16 protein-coding genes are annotated in these 15199 nt (G+C 69.6%); 10 read left to right on the top strand and 6 right to left on the bottom strand.

The genetic code is table 11. From position 1 onward, the window contains the following. Positions 1–9: 9 nt before the first annotated feature. Positions 10–351: a hypothetical protein gene (locus tag ACFOWB_RS13545; protein ID WP_261402742.1), complete on the bottom strand. Its 342-nt coding sequence runs from the start codon at positions 349–351 to the stop codon at positions 10–12. Between the two features lie 189 nt (positions 352–540). Continuing rightward, the gene (locus ACFOWB_RS13540) at positions 541–2520 is read right to left on the bottom strand and encodes a hypothetical protein (protein WP_378147803.1); all 1980 of its coding nucleotides are present in this window, start codon (positions 2518–2520) and stop codon (positions 541–543) included. Between the two features lie 924 nt (positions 2521–3444). Here ACFOWB_RS13540 and ACFOWB_RS13535 point away from each other — a divergent pair. Together ACFOWB_RS13535 and ACFOWB_RS13530 are read left to right on the top strand one after the other, a co-directional pair. Further along, complete coding sequence (locus tag ACFOWB_RS13535) at positions 3445–3819, top strand: hypothetical protein (protein ID WP_378147801.1); 375 nt, start codon at positions 3445–3447, stop codon at positions 3817–3819. A 108-nt stretch (positions 3820–3927) separates the two neighbouring features. Next, positions 3928–4368, top strand: a complete 441-nt coding sequence (locus ACFOWB_RS13530; protein WP_378147799.1) for a hypothetical protein — start codon at positions 3928–3930, stop codon at positions 4366–4368. 430 nt (positions 4369–4798) lie between these two features. Here the strand turns inward: ACFOWB_RS13530 and ACFOWB_RS13525 are convergent, their stop codons facing one another. Beyond that, the gene (locus ACFOWB_RS13525; RefSeq protein ID WP_378147798.1) at positions 4799–4993 is read right to left on the bottom strand and encodes a hypothetical protein; all 195 of its coding nucleotides are present in this window, start codon (positions 4991–4993) and stop codon (positions 4799–4801) included. A 132-nt stretch (positions 4994–5125) separates the two neighbouring features. On the opposite strand from ACFOWB_RS13525, the gene ACFOWB_RS13520 reads away from it, so the two are divergent. From ACFOWB_RS13520 to ACFOWB_RS13485, 8 genes are all read left to right on the top strand, one after another. Then, positions 5126–5353 carry a hypothetical protein gene (locus ACFOWB_RS13520; RefSeq protein WP_378147796.1) on the top strand — a complete coding sequence of 76 codons (228 nt, stop codon included), beginning with the start codon at positions 5126–5128 and terminating at the stop codon, positions 5351–5353. A gap of 408 nt (positions 5354–5761) precedes the next feature. Continuing rightward, positions 5762–6160, top strand: a complete 399-nt coding sequence (locus tag ACFOWB_RS13515) for a hypothetical protein (protein ID WP_261402735.1) — start codon at positions 5762–5764, stop codon at positions 6158–6160. Positions 6161–6282: 122 nt separating this feature from the next. Then, the gene (locus ACFOWB_RS13510) at positions 6283–6546 is read left to right on the top strand and encodes a hypothetical protein (RefSeq protein ID WP_261402734.1); all 264 of its coding nucleotides are present in this window, start codon (positions 6283–6285) and stop codon (positions 6544–6546) included. Positions 6547–6556: 10 nt separating this feature from the next. After that, positions 6557–7222, top strand: coding sequence for a hypothetical protein (locus tag ACFOWB_RS13505; protein WP_261402733.1), 666 nt, complete (start codon positions 6557–6559; stop codon positions 7220–7222). After that, positions 7222–7467: a hypothetical protein gene (locus ACFOWB_RS13500; protein WP_261402732.1), complete on the top strand. Its 246-nt coding sequence runs from the start codon at positions 7222–7224 to the stop codon at positions 7465–7467. Before ACFOWB_RS13505 ends, ACFOWB_RS13500 begins: the two co-directional genes overlap by 1 nt. A gap of 49 nt (positions 7468–7516) precedes the next feature. Then, entirely contained in the window at positions 7517–7750 is a 234-nt protein-coding gene (locus tag ACFOWB_RS13495) for a hypothetical protein (RefSeq protein ID WP_378147792.1), read from the top strand. Continuing rightward, positions 7747–8286 (top strand): hypothetical protein, encoded by a 540-nt coding sequence (locus tag ACFOWB_RS13490; protein ID WP_261402731.1) that lies wholly within the window; start codon positions 7747–7749, stop codon positions 8284–8286. The genes ACFOWB_RS13495 and ACFOWB_RS13490 overlap by 4 nt, the downstream gene beginning before the upstream one ends. Further along, positions 8283–8987 (top strand): hypothetical protein, encoded by a 705-nt coding sequence (locus ACFOWB_RS13485; protein ID WP_378147790.1) that lies wholly within the window; start codon positions 8283–8285, stop codon positions 8985–8987. The genes ACFOWB_RS13490 and ACFOWB_RS13485 overlap by 4 nt, the downstream gene beginning before the upstream one ends. 108 nt (positions 8988–9095) lie before the next feature. Here the strand turns inward: ACFOWB_RS13485 and ACFOWB_RS13480 are convergent, their stop codons facing one another. Genes ACFOWB_RS13480 through ACFOWB_RS13470 form a run of 3 tightly spaced genes read right to left on the bottom strand, consistent with a single transcriptional unit; the run spans position 9096 to position 15026 of the window. Beyond that, a complete protein-coding gene (locus tag ACFOWB_RS13480; protein WP_378147788.1) occupies positions 9096–11357 on the bottom strand; it encodes a DEAD/DEAH box helicase in 2262 nt (753 codons plus the stop codon). Next, positions 11305–12618, bottom strand: a complete 1314-nt coding sequence (locus tag ACFOWB_RS13475) for an ATP-binding protein (protein ID WP_261402727.1) — start codon at positions 12616–12618, stop codon at positions 11305–11307. Before ACFOWB_RS13475 ends, ACFOWB_RS13480 begins: the two co-directional genes overlap by 53 nt. Continuing rightward, the gene (locus ACFOWB_RS13470) at positions 12615–15026 is read right to left on the bottom strand and encodes a tellurite resistance TerB family protein (RefSeq protein ID WP_261402726.1); all 2412 of its coding nucleotides are present in this window, start codon (positions 15024–15026) and stop codon (positions 12615–12617) included. The genes ACFOWB_RS13475 and ACFOWB_RS13470 overlap by 4 nt, the downstream gene beginning before the upstream one ends. Positions 15027–15199: the final 173 nt, after the last annotated feature.

Below are 15199 nucleotides of genomic sequence, written 5' to 3'. Positions count from 1 at the left end.
CTATGGCGGTCACGGGCGCGTCTCCGGGGACAGCGGCAACGGCGCCGGGCGCAAGAGCCGAACGAGGGTCCCGTTGGTGCAACGCGCCCAAGCGGGTCGCCCGGGCGCGCCCTCGCTCCAGCAGTCGACTTCCACGACGGTCACCAGGCCGAGGTCGCACAGCCCCACGATCGTCGGCGGGCCGCCCGCGGCCGCGAGCGACCACAGGTCGAGGCTGGGGGCGTCGGCCGGGACCTTGGGACGGTCGTCGTCCTCGGCGCGCGCGTCGGCGACGGCCATGGCCGCCTTGAGGGCGGCGAAGCCGGGAAGGCCCTTGTGGGCCGGATTCGGTCGTTCGGTGGGATATGCCATGTCGTCCCTCGATGCCCGCGGCCGCGTCAGCACGGCTCGCGTTTAAGCGCTTAAAATCAGCGGCTCTGGCTTATCGAGATAAGGGTCATGGCGGGTTGTCTCCGACGGGCGGCCGCAACGTAGCCGGCGGCCCGGTGGGGCGTCAATCGGGGGATTCTCGTGTCGGCCGGCGGGGTTAACGCCGGGCTCTCACGCGTCGAGGACCATCTCCGTCTCCTCGCCCGGGGCGTGGCTCACCGTCGTGGGCTTCGGCAAACGGACCGGACCGAAGGCCTTGCAAGGGCGAGCCTTGGTCTCGTGGACCGACTTCACCACCGCCCACGAGATCGAAGAGAACTTCTTGAGGTCGCCCTCGAAGTAGGCCTCGCTCCACTTCGTCAGCGTGGCCTTGGCCTTCTCCGACAGGCCGATGACCTTCATTCCCCAGCCGCGGCCCTCGACGATCCGGCGCGGGTCCTCCGCCATGGCGTCGTCGATGGCGTAGCTGAGCGGCCGACGGAGGCGGACGAAGGCCTTGCGCAGCGCCTCCGCGTCTCTCTCTGGAAGCTCCCGGAGGGCGAGCGAGAACACGGACTGCTCGGGATCGATGAGGTCGGGGACCATGTCCGGCGTGCAGTGCTTCGAAGCCACGTATTCCAGCATCGCGGAAGAGTGGGTACGGCGACGGTGGATCGCCTTGGCCTCCGGTGAGTCGTCGCTCTCGGCGGTCGCTGCGGCCGGCCGCACAGACATCAACTCCACCGAGGCCACGCCGGGATGCGCCCTCAACTCGGTCACCGCGGCCTTCGGTAGGGACTTCGTCGACAGGTCGTAGTGCAGGTCCTCGCCCTCGCCCGGCACGACGACGGTGACATGGACCGGGCGGCCTTCGGACCACGGCCAGGCGATGACGCGCTGCGCTGCCGCCGCGACATGCTCGTTGTCGTCGCCCTTCCGAGCCAGACGGATCGTGACGGCCTCGGCGATCTCCCATTCCCGGTCGAGCCTGACGATCGCCTCGCGGACGGCCTCTTCCCGGGCGACGCGGTTGGCCTGGGCGCCGTCGAGGTGCCTGCCCGTGTGCGCCGCGCCGCCGGCCCAGATCTCGAACGCCGCGTCCAGGCCGTCCTCCTCGATCGCGTCGAGCAGCTCCTGCCCGGCGAGGTCGGCCGGGGTCGCCTCCGGCAGGTCCTCGCGGAAGACGCCGAGGCGGGCCTCGTCGAGCGCGGCCCGCCAGCCGTGCGCGAGGTCGGCCGGCCGAACGTCGAGCGCCTTGGCGACGCGCAGGACCCAGCCGTCTTCCGGGATGAGGTCGCCGACGTGCGCCGGGTCGGCCCCGCCGAGGGCGTCGAGCGCGCGGGCGTTCTCGAAGATCGTGACCTGCTGCTCGTCGGCCCGGCGCTCGCGCTCGAAAGTCTCGAAGACGATGGCCGTGACCTTGCCGCGGGCGGCGGTCTCCTCGCGAAGCGTCACGCCGAAGCGGCGAACGTGCTGGTTGATCTCCGCGACCGACTTGTCGAGGACGCGCAGCTTGAAGGGGCCGTAGCCCTTGTAGTTCCATCCGAGGTCCTCGGCGAGGCGTTCCGGCGCGATGGACCAGGGGCGGCGCTTGTCCGCAGAGAACCCGGCGCGGCGGGCGAGCCGGGCGTAGAGCCGGGCGGTGAACTTGGACTTGAAGCGCGGCAGGGCCGCCAGCTCGAGGTAGGTCACCAACTCGGACTCGAAGAGGCGGCGGAGCTGAGACGGGAACGAGTAGACGACCTCCCGGCCGGCCGCGCCTTCGCGGGAAGACGGCAGGACCAGCGGGAGGACGCCCCACTCGCGGTAGGCGCGGCGGCGCACGTCGAATCGGACGCGAACCTCGAGCAGCCGCTCGAGCGTCGCCTCGATGTCGCGCCAGTCGTTCACGCCGAGGTAGGTCTGCAGGACGCGGCCGGACAGCACGTATTCGTCGTCGGCGAAGCGGCGCTCCCGGGCGACCGCCATCATGGCTTCGAACGCGGCGTGGTCGCGGGCCGTCAGGTCGCCGCCCTCGATCCTCATCCGCTCGACCATCACCGACGGCGACGGCGACGCGGGGTCCTGGCGGGCCAACTCGGCCGGGTCGGAGAGAGCCGCGGCGAGGTCGTCCGCACGGACCTCGGGCAGGTAGCGCCCGCCCGTCAGAGCCATCTCGAAGCCACGCTGCATGCTATCCCCCGGTCACCGATTACGTCCTCCCCCGAGGACGTAATCGGATGGTGTGCGGCCGGCGGGAACGGATCAATTACGCCGACCCGTAAAAATGTGATCGGTCGCCGGAAAGGCTGGCCCTCTAGGGATTGGCGCGACCGATTACATTTTCACGGACCGATGCGATCGCGCGCCGCCGTGGATCCGTAATCGGTCGCCGACACAGGCCGTTGACCGACCGAGCGCGGTTGCCGGGCCGTCAACCGATGCCGTCCCGCCCTCGCATGGGCCTGGCGCGTCTCCATGGGCGGGCGCTGTCCGTGAAAGTGTAATCGGTCAGAGGCCTGATTCCGGCTCTTCCGGCTAAGAGACTCAAGGCCCCGTCAACAGAACTGAACTGTGGGTATTCTATCTAAGTAAGAAACTGGCGCACGCGACGCCTACGCGCGCCCGCGAGGGCGGGCCGGGAGCGCGTCGGTGACCGAGCCTCCGGCTGCGCGGTCTCCGGTCGCCTCCGGCGCGATGGATCCTGGCTCCGCCCCATGCCGCGGCTGAGGTCCTGCGACGGCCCCGGGACAGGGGAAGGGAAGGAAGAGCCGTGGGGGGATTTTTTTGGGTAAGGCCAGCGTCCCCGCATCGCGAGACAGTCCTGCCCGACCAGAGCCAGTCCTGACGATCGACCCCGACTGACCGAACAGGCGCCTCCGGCGCAAGGATTCGACAGAACCTGCAACGACTCGGAGAGACCGTGCGCCGGAGGCGGACAGGATCCGCCCCCGCCGTCCGCCGCCGACCCCGCGCCGCCGGCCCCGTCCCCTGAACCCGCTTCACGGCGTGCCGCTCGTTTCAGTTTTAAGCGCTTAAAACTTGCACCGTTCTCGCCAACGCCTCAGGCTCGTCTCAGCGGGCCGGCGGGGGCTGGCCGTGACTGGGGGATCCAAGATGACCGAGACCGACATGAAGGCGCTCGACCCCGCCGCGCTTTACTCGGCCTACCTCGAGCGCGCTCGGGAGCGCGGCGAGTATCACGCCCTGACCGACGAGCAGCGGGCCGCATATCACGACCGCAAGGCGCGGGAGTCCCGGGAGCGCCGGAAGGCCTCCAAGGCGGCCGGCTCTCCGGAGCTGGTCACCTCCGAGATCATGGCGGCGCTGGCCAACGCCTCGGCTCGAATCCTGGCCGAGGGCGGCCCGGGGGCGGACATCGTTCGCGAGGTCGTCGCCGCACACTTCCCCGGCCGCGCCGCGGCGGCCTCTCATGTCGAGGCGCTGGCCCGGCTCGGCAAGCTGCGTCGTCGGCGACGCAAGACGACCTGACGCAAGTTGCGGAAAAGCGTTGCGGCCGCCGGGATCACTCGGCGGCCGTCGTCGCTTGCGAGGCCCGGCCGCATCCTCGCTCGTGTCTGGAGTGACAGGGGCAAGACCATGAGATCTGAGGGGAGGACGAGGAAGCGGACCGCGCCGAAGCCCGCCCGGCCGAGGTCAAGGACGCCGAAGGACCCCGGCCATTCGGAGCGCCAGCGGGCCTACAGGGCGGCGCTCGAGGCGCTGTCCGAGCCGGAGGCCGACGACGTTGACAACGCGCTGCTGGCGGTCGTGCGCCGCCGGCTGGCGAAGATCGTCGAGGCCATGAAGGCCGAGGCCAAGGCGAACGCCGAGGCCGGCCGCGACAAGCGCCAGATGTCGGCGTCTACGGAACGCGACGTGACCTGGTCGAACCGCCTGATTCAGGACGTGGCCGACGAACTGGTGGTCCGCGGCTACGGCGAGGAGCCGTCGAAACGCCGGGCCGAGAACCGTCTGTTGGCGGGTGTTCGGAAGCCTCGCAGGAGGCCGTCTACAAGGGTCGTTTCCCCGCCGGCGTGAGGTCGCGTCGGGAGGCCGTGCCACGGTCTCCCGAGACCGCAAGAGCCTCTCGGCTCCCCCGACGACGATCGCGTCACGGGGTGACGTTCTACGTCCAGCGAATTCCCCCCGTTACTTCCTCGCTTCGCGACAGAGATCTTGAAATTTGAATCGAAGTTATTGGAAACTCTCAGTTTTTCACTGGAGTGACAGCCTCCGTCGCAAGACATTCTTGGCCGAGCGGTCTAATACAACACGCGTTTTTCTATGCATTCGTTAGACCGCTCGACCCCGGGGCGGCCGCTGCAGATCGATTATCGGCGCTGCATTTCGATTACCGGACCCCCTCCCGGCTGCGGATCGATTACGGCGCGGCCGTTGCCCCAGCCCCCGCCGGCGCCGACCTTGCCCTTGGGGACGTTCGCCTTCCTGCGCCGCGCCACGGCAAATCTCAGGCCCCGTCCTCGCGGGGGCCCTTTTTGTCGGCGACCCTGGACTGGAGCGCGAGCCTCAGCCGCCGGGCTTCCTCGACCGCCGCCGCCCACGCTCCGCTATCCGGCCCCGCGGCCCCGTCGAGGTCGTCGGACCAAGGGTCGGCGGCGTAGGGACCCCAGCCGTGCGCCGGGTGTTTTGGGACGTCTGCCATGCCCGGCACCGTAGCCGGCCGCGCGCCGGCCGTCGCCCCGCGCTTGGTGCTTTCCTCCGGCCGGCGAACCCTTGGTCTCAGGACAACCGGGGGGCTCAGCCGCCCCGGCAGGTGTCGTCGACCGACGACAAGATGACGATCTACCTGCTGGCGAACGGGACGCTCCGCATCGTCGAGGGCAAGTGGCAGCACCGAACATCGACGCACGCCTCGTTCGACGCGTGGGCGGCGCTCTACGCGCAGCTTGCCGGGACAGTCGAGTGGTGGGATTTCGCCGAGGCCGCCGCCGCGGTGCGCGCGCACCTCGATGTCCTCCGCGTCCGAAAGACCCGGCCGGCTCCGCCGCAGTGCCCCCGGTGACCTACCCCAAGCGCGAGCCGCTGCCGGAAGGCGCCAGCCTCGCCGAGCGCTGGGCCTGGTGCGACGCGCACCGCGGCGACCCCGACTACGTCATCTGACCTCGGCCGGCCGCTTTCCTGTCCCCAGGGCGGCCGCCACCGAATCCTTAGGTCACGAACTCGTGATCTTAAGGACTCGTAAGGCTCCAGCGTCAGTTCGCGCTTGTCAACAATAGTTGCCGCGCCCAAATCCTTGTGACGAATCCTTACACACAAGGATCCGAAAGGACCTGTAAACTGATTTGTCGCCCCTCTCGACTTCAAGGATACAAATCTCGCGCCGGCCGGCGCTTGATTCATACTATCCAAAACCGGATAGTTCTCTTTCCGGCGCGTCGGGGGATGCGTCGGCCAACCAGGGAGAACTACCGTGACCATCCAGAACGCCGTCGCCGCCGACATCCGCCCGATCGCCAAGATACTCCTCGCCCATCCGGCCTCCGCCCGCGCGTCGGTGGTCCTGCGCGACCGCGAAGTCCGCGACGCCCGCGCCATCGAGATCCTCGTCAACGGCCAGATCGTCGACCGCGTGTTCGAGGTCGACGGCGATTTCTTCCGGGCCACCACGGACGCACAGGGATGGCAGTGGACCGCCCGCTGCAGCGCCAAGCTCCGCCGCCGCAACCTCGGGCAGGCGCAGTCGCGGTCCCTGCGCTCGCTGTCGCGGATGGGCATCGAAACCCGCCGCACGCCCCTCGCGGCCTTCGGCGGCGCGGACGAGATCGCTTGGCGTCTCGAGCAGAGCTTCGCCGCAGACGAGGTCGCCTGAGACCTGAGGCGGGGCTTCTGCCCCGCCCCTCCTCCGGCCGCCTCGAGGGACGGCCAGACGAGGGGCGCAGCCACTCGAGACCCGGCGGGGGCCGGGCATCCACCAACCAGGGAGAACTACCGATGCCGTCCGCAGCCACGCACACCGTCGACTTCCTCAGCTACAAGAGCTTCGGCCATGCCGACTACACCTTAGTGTTCGCGGAGACCAGCCTCGGCATGGCTTTGGACGCCGTCGGCGATGACGCCGCGAACAGCGTCATCGCGCCTGAGCTGGCGCCGGCGAGTGAACCCGTGGGCCTCGGCGGACCAGAATTCGTAGCCACCCCGCTTCCGGGTCGCGCCGGAGACCTCGTAGGAGCCCGAGAGGCCCTCAAGCGTCCATGAGACGTGAGCCGTGGACCTGCGCACCGCCGAGGCCGCAATACAGCAGGTCGTCGCCCTCGACCTCGCCCCCGCAGCCGAAGTCTTGAAGAAGGCCGGCTACGTGCGGGTCGCCGCCGCCGAGCAGCAGGTGGCCGTCACTGACGCCATCGAGCGCGGCATCCACTACAGCGAGGCCAGTGGCAACGTTATGCAGGGCGACGAGGCGCAGGAGCTGCTGACCCGCAAGAAGACGCTCCGCTACTGGTCCTTGCTTGAGGGCGTCGTGCCGACCCCAGAGGAGGTCGTCGAGCAAGCCGTCCACACGGCCTCCTACGAGGAAACTATCGTCGTCGGCGAGGCGGGCATGTGGGTCCGCGTCGAGGACGCGGAATGGTTCCTCGCTGCGCTCTGGCCCGCGCTTCACGACTGCATCGGCAAGCACGCGAAGCAGTGGGCGATCGACAAGGCCAACCGGACCGTTCTGTCCACGCGAGGCGCGGATAGCAGCCTCTGGGCCGTGGCGTTCAAGGCGGCTCATAGCGAGTTCACAGCCTCGACGCCCGTTCTCGAAGCCGCGTCCGAGCGTGCCGCGGTCGTGGTGAGGAAAGCGGTCGCCGAACGCCGGAAGGCCATGAGGCTCGACCAAGAGGACAGCACGGGCGACTTCGAGAAGATCTTTCTCGGCGGGGCCGCGTGATGGCCGTCGATCTCACCGACCCGAAGGAGCGTTTTGGCTCGCTCCGACGGGCCATCGGCCAGCCGCTCGAGGTCATCGCCGTCGAGACCAACGTCCCGCTCGGCACCCTCAAGTGGTTCGCCAAGCGCAAGGACGGCGGCATGCCCTCCGAGGCCTGCCTGTCCGCGATGGCCGCGCTGCTCGGCCGGCTGAACCAGCAGCGCCTCGCGCTGTCTTTGACCGAGGCGGCCCGCAAGGCCTCCTAAGAACACAGCAGCCCGTCGGGGACGGGCGCCACCAACCAGGAAGAACGACGTGAGTAACTTCGATTCCGCGATCTCGATCGCGGCGACCCTCGACCTCGCCGAGGTCGAGGCGATGATCGAAATGTCCGGCGCCAGCCGCAGGGAGGCCTGGGACCTCGCCGCGGCACGGGTCAGCGTCGAACCCGACCACCGTGCCGACGTTATCGCGGCGCTCCAGCTCCGGAAGCTGCGCCTCGTCGCCGACCAGAGGGCCGACGAGATGCGGCGGGAGTGGGAGCTGTGAGCGCGGTCGCATACATCCTGCCGGAGCCGGACTGCGAGCCCGGCTTCACCCTCACCGCCGACCAGTTCGGCGAACTCCTGAGGATCCGCTATCTCGAGGGTCGGCTCACGCTGCGCGACAGGGCCGAGGACGTGGTCCGCAAGATCCGCGAGGACGGGTTCACCGTCACCGACGAGGTCGCGGCCGGAGCCGAGCGGACCTTCGTCTGGGCCGTGCGGAGCGTCATCGAGCCCGTGGGTATCGTGTACGCCGTCCAAACCAGCTCGGGGGTCGTGGCCGGCTGCACAGACGTCCCCAGCTCCGACATGGACGACGAGCGTTCGAAAACGCACGTCGCCAGCATGCTGTCGTGGCCGCTCAAGAAGCTCGGGAGCCTAAGGCGGGCGCGGCCGGCCGACCGCGACTGGGGCCTGCACTTCAGGCTCTGGCGCTTCTCTCCCGGCGAGGGCGACCGAGCGCTGCTCGAGCGCTTCGGCGTCGACCAAGGCCTCTGGCTGTTCGTCCCAAAGAAGACCCGCAGCCGGAGGCGAGTTTGACCCGCGAGGCCCACGACTACCCGGCTTCGGTTCGTCGGGCGGTCCGAGCGCTGCGGCGCTGGGACGGCGAGAGCGTCGCCGACCTCAAGCGGCTGCTGCTCGAGACCGTCGCCGCGGCCCGCGCCGCCGGCCTCCAGGGCTACGGCCTCCGGGCACGCTGCCCGCACGACGTGCGCTGGGCGCTCGGGCAAGCGCAGGACAACCGGAGGATCTCGGCAGGCTGCTCCGGGGTATGGAACGCCAACGACTGCCGCCCGGCGACCGTCGACGTCGAGGACGCGCGCGGCGGCGCCCTTACGCTGCGCGGCGACCGCATCGTCTTCTGGCGCATGGTCGACGAAGACCCGTCTACGGCCCGAGCAGATCAAGGTCTTGTCGCTCGCGTCATGAGCCCGGTGATGTTGTCCGCCTTCGCGAAGTGCGCGGCCGTCATGCTTGGGGGCGGCCTCGTCTCCGAGCCGGCCGATGCCGACAGGCTGCGCGACGCTGTCCTCGCCGTCGACCTGCCGGAGGGGCTATGCGCGGTGGTCCTCGCGGGCGACTGGTGGCGTGTGCAAGTGACGGGCCGCGGCGTGTCCGTTGCCTCGGAATGGACGGGCTGGGAGGCAGCGGCCGCATACGTCGACCGCCTCGGCCGCGACCTCGAAGCGGGGTCACATCACCCCACCCTCGCCATCGACGGGCGTCAGTGGGCTTCCTAGCGAGCCCGCTGGCGGGCGTAACGGTCTCGGGTGGCGGGCAAGCCCCTCCCCTGACGTCGGCCCGTTGCTTAAAGCTGGTCAGCAAGCAGCATTTGCCGACACGCTCGATCAGTCCCTAGCCAGCGCTTGAGCCACGGCGAGGATCTCGCTCGGTAGATGGGCGCGATCTCGAGCCCAGAACCTCCGCAGCAACGCCTCGGGCACGAACTCGTCGTACTTCGCCGCCCGGAGGTTCTCGACGAACTCGGCTAGGTCCCCGGCCGGGATCGGCGGCATTCCTGCCAGATTGGCGACCACGGCCCGGACCTCCTCGACGGTGGCGTTCGCCACGGTGATCCCAAGGTCGTTCACCTCCACCTCGAGGCCGGCCGACTGCAGCGCGATCGAGAAGACCGTGCAGAACTCGGTCCCGCGCCAGAGCAGCACGTGCACGTCACGCCCGGAGGCTACGAAGCGGGTCTCGGCGAGCCCGTGCTCGTCGAAGGCCTCGCGGCCCTCGGTCAGCATCGCCTTGGCTGCCGGATCGAGGAAGGCGGGCACGTCGCCGGATCGGTAGACCTCGAACATCTCTGCAAGCAGGCGGTCGTGCAGCGGCTCGTTCGCCTTGCCGTCGAACTTCGGGACCTTGGCCGAGCGGTGGATCTCGACCTCGAGGACGTTGCTGCGGTCGTCGACCGCGGTGACCCGCCATCGCTGGCCCGCGAAGGCGACAAGGCTACCGACGCCGACCGCGTTCGCGATCGGGATCGTGCCGAGCGTCCGTCCGCCGGCGACCAGCCGCCATTCCTCATCGCTTGGAAAGATCGCGTAGAAGTCGCGTCCGGTCGTGAGCTGCTCGCCCTTCTCCCCGAGCATGATCGTCCCGTCGGGCGACTGCTCGAGCAGCTTGGCTTCCGGCGAGGCCATGGAGCGCAGCAGCTCGACGAAGTCCGCCTTGCCGAAGCTGGACAGCGGGCCGGCCCCGCAGACGGCGGCGTAGAGGTCGGGCGCCCTCGCGCCGCCGCGCTCGGCGATGATCGACAGCACCTGGTGCAGCACGACGGTCGCGACGGCGGGATCGGTCGTCGGCGGCTCGACGAAGCGGGCGAGCAACAGCCGGACCGCGGCGACGGACATCGCTACGTCGACGCGAAGCCGCTCGAGCGGGTCGGAATCGGCCGTCACGACAAGCTCGCGGACATAGATGCGCAGAACGGCGGCCGCGCCCTTTCGCCGACCGCTTCGACCCAGCCGCTGGCGGAGCGAGGCGAGCGAGCGCGGCGCGCCGACCTGCGCGACCGACTTCACCGAGCCGATGTCGATGCCGAGCTCCAGCGTGGTCGTGGCGACGCCCGTGGTCGGCAGGTCGCCCTTCTTCAGGCGCGCCTCGAGTTCCTCGCGCAGCCCCTTCGCCAGGCTGCCGTGGTGAGGGAAAAACTCGTTTGGGACGCCCGCGGCCTCGCAGCGGCGGCGCAGGCGGTCGGCGACAGCTTCGACGCGGCGCCGCGAGCCGCCGAACACCAGGTTGTTGGCGCCGCGCAGCGTCGCGAACATGTGGTCGGCGATGCGGTCGAGCGCGATCGGCTCGGCTTCCCCTTCGTCCGCTTCCATGTCGTCGGGGTCGTCTACCTCCGGGCGCTCGAGATAGCCGCGGACTTGCAGAAGCAGCTCCGGGGCGCCGCCGGAGGACTCGACCATCACCACGCTCTCGGGGCGCTCCGGGGCGAGCCACGCTGCGGCCACCATCGGGTCGCCGATCGTCGCCGAGAGGCCGATCCGGCGCGCGCGCTTTTTCGACAACGCGTCGATCCGGCGGAGCAGGCTCGAGAGGTGGAGGCCGCGGGGTCCCTTCAGGAACGCGTGGAGCTCGTCGATGACGATGAAGTCGAGCGCCCCGAGCAGCTTCCGGGCCTCGGCCGGCCGTCGCACGAACAGAGCCTCGATGGACTCGGGCGTGATCAGCGCGACGCCTCGCGGGTTGCGCCGGGCGCGGTCCTTGGCCGATTGGGGCGCGTCGCCGTGCCAGCGCACGACGTCGACCTCGAGGCGCTCGCAGAGCTGGTCGAGCCTGCCGAACTGGTCGTTGATCAGCGCCTTGAGCGGGCTGACGTAGAGCACCGAGAGGCCAGGCTCCTCGCGGTTGGCGACCGCCGTGAGCACGGGCAGGAAGGCGGCCTCAGTCTTGCCCGCGGCGGTCGCGGCCGAGACCAGCACGTCGCCGTCGCCGCCGAGCACGGCGCCGATGGTGCGGTCCTGGACGTCGCGCAGCTCCTCCCACTTCTGCTCCCAGATCCAGCGTCGGATCTCGGGATGAAGGCGGTCGAAGCTCGCGACGGTCTCAGAGGCGGAGGGAGGCGAGCTCGTCGTCACCTGCGCTCGATCCCTCGCCATCGGGCCCCTCGGTCGGCGCCTCGACGTCGGAGAACACCTCCACGCCGCCCAGCAGCCCCTTCCAGTCGGTCCCCGGGTTCTGCTCGAGCACCGCGAGAAACTGCACGAAGGCCTTGATCGTGTTGCGGGGCGTTCGGAAGTAGGCCTCGCCGATCCTCTGGTTGCAGTGGGTCATGAAGGCCGGGAAGGCCTCCTCGGGAACGAGGTAGGCCGACTGGTCGCCGCCCGCGAACACCGCCCGGATGTTCGACAGCAGGATCAGCAGGTCCTCGGGGGTCAGGCTCTGGAGCCGCAGCACGGGGCCGGAGAGGTCGACCAGACCCTTCGTGGCGAAGGCGTTCTCGGCGAGCCGAGACTGGAGGGCCTGGTAGCTGTAGAGGCCGCGCCGTGTGTCCATGAGGAACTCGGGCGTTCCGCCGAGCACGAAGCCGAGACCCGAGACGTTGCCCTGCAGCACGTCGTTCAGCATGCGCAGGATCTGTTCGTAGTTCTGGTTCCGCGCCTGGGCGCTCTGGAGCTTGTAGAGGTTCACCATCTCGTCGAACACGACGAGCATCCCGGCGTAGCCGGCGAGCCGAACGAAGGCGGCCAGGAGCTTCAGGCTGTCGTAGACGTCGCCGTCGTCGATGATGTTGCGGACGTTCAGCGCCTGGCGCGCCTCGGTCTTGGTCGAGTACTCGCCGCGGAGCCACCGCAGCGCCGCCGCCTTCAGGGCCTCGTCGCCCTCCTCGCTGCCGCGCCAATACGCCTTGAGGACCGCGGCGTAATCGTAGCCGCCGACGTGCTCCTGCAACTGCGCCAGTCGGTCGTCGATCGCCTTCTCGACAGGTACGCCGCGCGCCTCGCCATCCTTCACGCACTCGGTGACGAAGCGCTCGACGACGCTGGCAAGCGCTCCGCCCTCGGGCTTCGTGCGGGTCGCCATGTTGCGGACGGCCTCGGAGTAAAGGCCGCGGGCCTGGCCCGAGGTCGCGTGCACGCGACGGTCCGGGGCGAGGTCGGCGTGGAGCGTCACGCACTTCCGCTCGAGCGCGATCAGCCGAATGAGGTTCAGGAAGAACGTCTTGCCCGCGCCGTACTCGCCGATCACGAACCGCATCGCCGATCCGCCGTCCGCGATGCGGTCGATGTCGCGGACCAGCGCCCCGACCTCGGCGGCGCGCCCGACCTGGATGTGCCGAAGTCCGGTCCGCGGAACCACGCCCGCGGCGAGGGCCTGCAGGATGGTGTCGCGGTCGCGTGCCTTGATGGTCTGCGTCATGCCGCCTTTTCCAGTTGCTCGAGCTGGGAGCGCAGGTGCCCTGCGACGGTCACGTCATCGTCGCCCTCGATGACAGGCTCATCGAAGGTCTCGAAGCCCCATTCGTTGATCGTCTCGATCGCGCCGTCGGGCAACAGCCGAAGGGCGCGTGCGCGCTCGTCGAAGTCTCCCCGCGCGATGCTGCCGGCCGACAGGATCGCCGCGAGCAGCTCGCCGTGGGCCGCGTCGAGACCCTTGAACGCGGCCGGCCCGCTCGTTGGGGATGCGACGGGAACAGGTGGCGGAGGAGTGTCCTCGACGAAGATGTCTGCGAGCAGGCTCGACACCGCCGACGTCTCGGCCTTGATGCGCTCCAGCCGGGCGGCGTCGATCTCGACCACGTTGGACTTCGGGGCCGCGGGCGCGGGGCGCTCCGGTATCGGCACTCCGCGGGACGGTTCCGCCTTCGACACGGCGACGGGCGCATCCACCTCGACCCCGCCCCGATGCAGCGAGGCGTAGACGTCGTCGACCGGGAATCCGAGCGTCTTGTAGAGCTTCTCGAGGAACTTGACCTCGGTCGGCGAGGCGTGGCCGTCGGCGAGCACCGCCGCGACCGCGGACTTGGCCGCCTGCCGCTTCTCTGCGTCCGGCAGCTTGGCAAGACGGCCGAGCGCCGACTGCTGGCGAGGCCCGTCCTTCAGCAGGATCGAGGCGTGCGCGAGGAGCCTCGCCCGCTCGATCTCGGAAAGGCCCGTCGCGTTCCTGAGGTCCGTCCTGATGGCCGTGAACTCGGCCTCGGCGACCTCTCCGTCCGCATGGGCCGCCATGGCCGAGATCTCGAGCATCGTGCGTGCGGCCTTGTAGGCCCCCGCCTCACCGTCGACGGGGGCGCCACCCGCGGCCTTGAACAGAAGGACCCGCCCTCCCGTGGCCGGCCCGCCCGGCCCGTACCTGCGGTCGGGCTCGTGGCCGACGTCGATGCGGTCGAGGAAGGCTCCGACCTGGTTCGCCATCGCCGTGTTCACCTTGGCGCCCGCGGGAAGCTCGATGCCGAGCGTCTCGAGGAGCAGCTCCGTCCTGACCGTCGCGAGCGACCTACCCTCGAACAGGGCCTCGATGGTCTGGCGCGCCTCCGCGACCTGTCCACCGACCGACGCGAACAGCTCCTTCGGCAGGAGGTGGGCGGCCTCGACGGTGCCGCGGCCCTCCGGGTTCTTGCCCAGGAAACGGCTGTAGGCGCCGAGCTCGTCGGTGCAGCCGTCGAGGATCTGGTGGAGGTTCGCCAGCGGAGCCGACAGCGCGGCCACGTCCGGAAGCTCCCGTCCTCCCAGCCGCACGTCGACGTCGATCTCGAAGTTCCCGCTGGCCGGGCGGTACTGCATCTTCAGCCGCGATTTGGGCGCCCGGACCTTCAGCCCATTCGGGTAGCGCTCGGCGAACCGAAGTCTCCAGAGCGGCACCAGCTCGTCGAAGCAGCGCGTCGCCGGGGTCCGCAGTCCGGTTTCGGGGGAGCCGAGGAGCCAGACGAGGGCGTCGTCGGCCCCGAACGCGGCGCCGCCGTCGAGCAGGCGGCCGAGGTAGATCCTCGCCGCCATCGGCATCTCGTAGCCGACGCGCATGTCCGGCGAGAGCGCCGGTCGGACGTCGTGCTGCGTGGACATCACCTCGAGGGTGTCGAGGAGCCTGTTGGCGTAGCCGTGGAAGGACCCGTTGCCTCCGTAGATCGACACGAGGCGGCGGACCTCCTCGGCGATCGCGGGGAAGTCCTCGCGGACGCGCTCCACGAACAGCCTCCGCTCGAGGCCGTAGAAGAACAGGAAGACGTAGCCGATGCCGACTTCCGGATCCTTCCGGCCGCCAGCGAGCCACTCGAGATAGGCCCGGCGCGCCTGCGGCTGGATCTGGGAATAGGACGGCCAGTAGTACATCGAGTGGCCGGCCCGGTCGGGCGATCCCGGCGAGACCTTCAGCGACGGGTCGATAAGACTGTTGTCGACGCCTCCGCCCCTTGGAGCCTCGAGCACCTTGCCGAAGTAGACCATGCCGCCCGCGTAGCGGAACCCGGCGACCTCGATGGTCTCGCCGGGAGCGATCCACCGTCCCCGGGAGGGCGTGGCGACGGAGCGCTCGGGTTGGGCCGATCGCTCCCAGGCAGGCTTCGGCGAAGGGTTAGGAGGGGCAGGACGCTCCTCCCGTTTTGGAGGTTCCGACCGAAGGCCCCGGAACTGCGCGGCGGTCCTGTCCGGTCTTGGCTGCCGCTTGAGCGTGTAGACTGGATCCTGGTTCTTCCGTGACATTCCGCCGACGTCGCGCGGCTGGCCTCGCTCATATTCCGGCAGGCCGACGGGACGGCCGGGGTTCGACTTCTTCATCGCCTTCCAAACGATGAACGCCGCGATGGCGAGGGCAATCAAAAACCAGGTCACGCGAGGCCGCCGAACCCATGGGTTGAATGCGGCGACAATGACACGCGGATGCGGCGCCCCGCTACCCGCTGTTCACGCGCGGGAAGACGTCAACGGGACAACGTGCTGCAAGCCGGATCCCACAGTGCAAGAAGCCTGCTCCCGCCGAGCGAGCCAGACCACGGGCTCGTCTC

The sequence above is a fragment of the Chenggangzhangella methanolivorans genome, from assembly GCF_042648545.1.
GTDB classification, from domain to species: Bacteria; Pseudomonadota; Alphaproteobacteria; order Rhizobiales; family Methylopilaceae; genus Methylopila; species Methylopila methanolivorans.
The sequence above is the reverse complement of the archived record's forward strand: the minus strand, read 5'-3'. Positions and strand labels throughout refer to the sequence as shown.

Excerpts from the sequence above, each read along its gene's own strand:
- ACFOWB_RS13500 (WP_261402732.1), top strand. The coding sequence starts at position 7,222 with ATGGCCGTCGATCTCACCGACCCGAAGGAGCGTTTTGGCTCGCTCCGA.
- ACFOWB_RS13540 (WP_378147803.1), bottom strand. The coding sequence starts at position 2,520 with ATGCAGCGTGGCTTCGAGATGGCTCTGACGGGCGGGCGCTACCTGCCC.
- ACFOWB_RS13480 (WP_378147788.1), bottom strand. The coding sequence starts at position 11,357 with ATGGCGAGGGATCGAGCGCAGGTGACGACGAGCTCGCCTCCCTCCGCC.
- ACFOWB_RS13535 (WP_378147801.1), top strand. The coding sequence starts at position 3,445 with ATGACCGAGACCGACATGAAGGCGCTCGACCCCGCCGCGCTTTACTCG.
- ACFOWB_RS13545 (WP_261402742.1), bottom strand. The coding sequence starts at position 351 with ATGGCATATCCCACCGAACGACCGAATCCGGCCCACAAGGGCCTTCCC.
- ACFOWB_RS13520 (WP_378147796.1), top strand. The coding sequence starts at position 5,126 with ATGACGATCTACCTGCTGGCGAACGGGACGCTCCGCATCGTCGAGGGC.
- ACFOWB_RS13475 (WP_261402727.1), bottom strand. The coding sequence starts at position 12,618 with ATGACGCAGACCATCAAGGCACGCGACCGCGACACCATCCTGCAGGCC.
- ACFOWB_RS13510 (WP_261402734.1), top strand. The coding sequence starts at position 6,283 with ATGCCGTCCGCAGCCACGCACACCGTCGACTTCCTCAGCTACAAGAGC.
- ACFOWB_RS13530 (WP_378147799.1), top strand. The coding sequence starts at position 3,928 with ATGAGATCTGAGGGGAGGACGAGGAAGCGGACCGCGCCGAAGCCCGCC.
- ACFOWB_RS13525 (WP_378147798.1), bottom strand. The coding sequence starts at position 4,993 with ATGGCAGACGTCCCAAAACACCCGGCGCACGGCTGGGGTCCCTACGCC.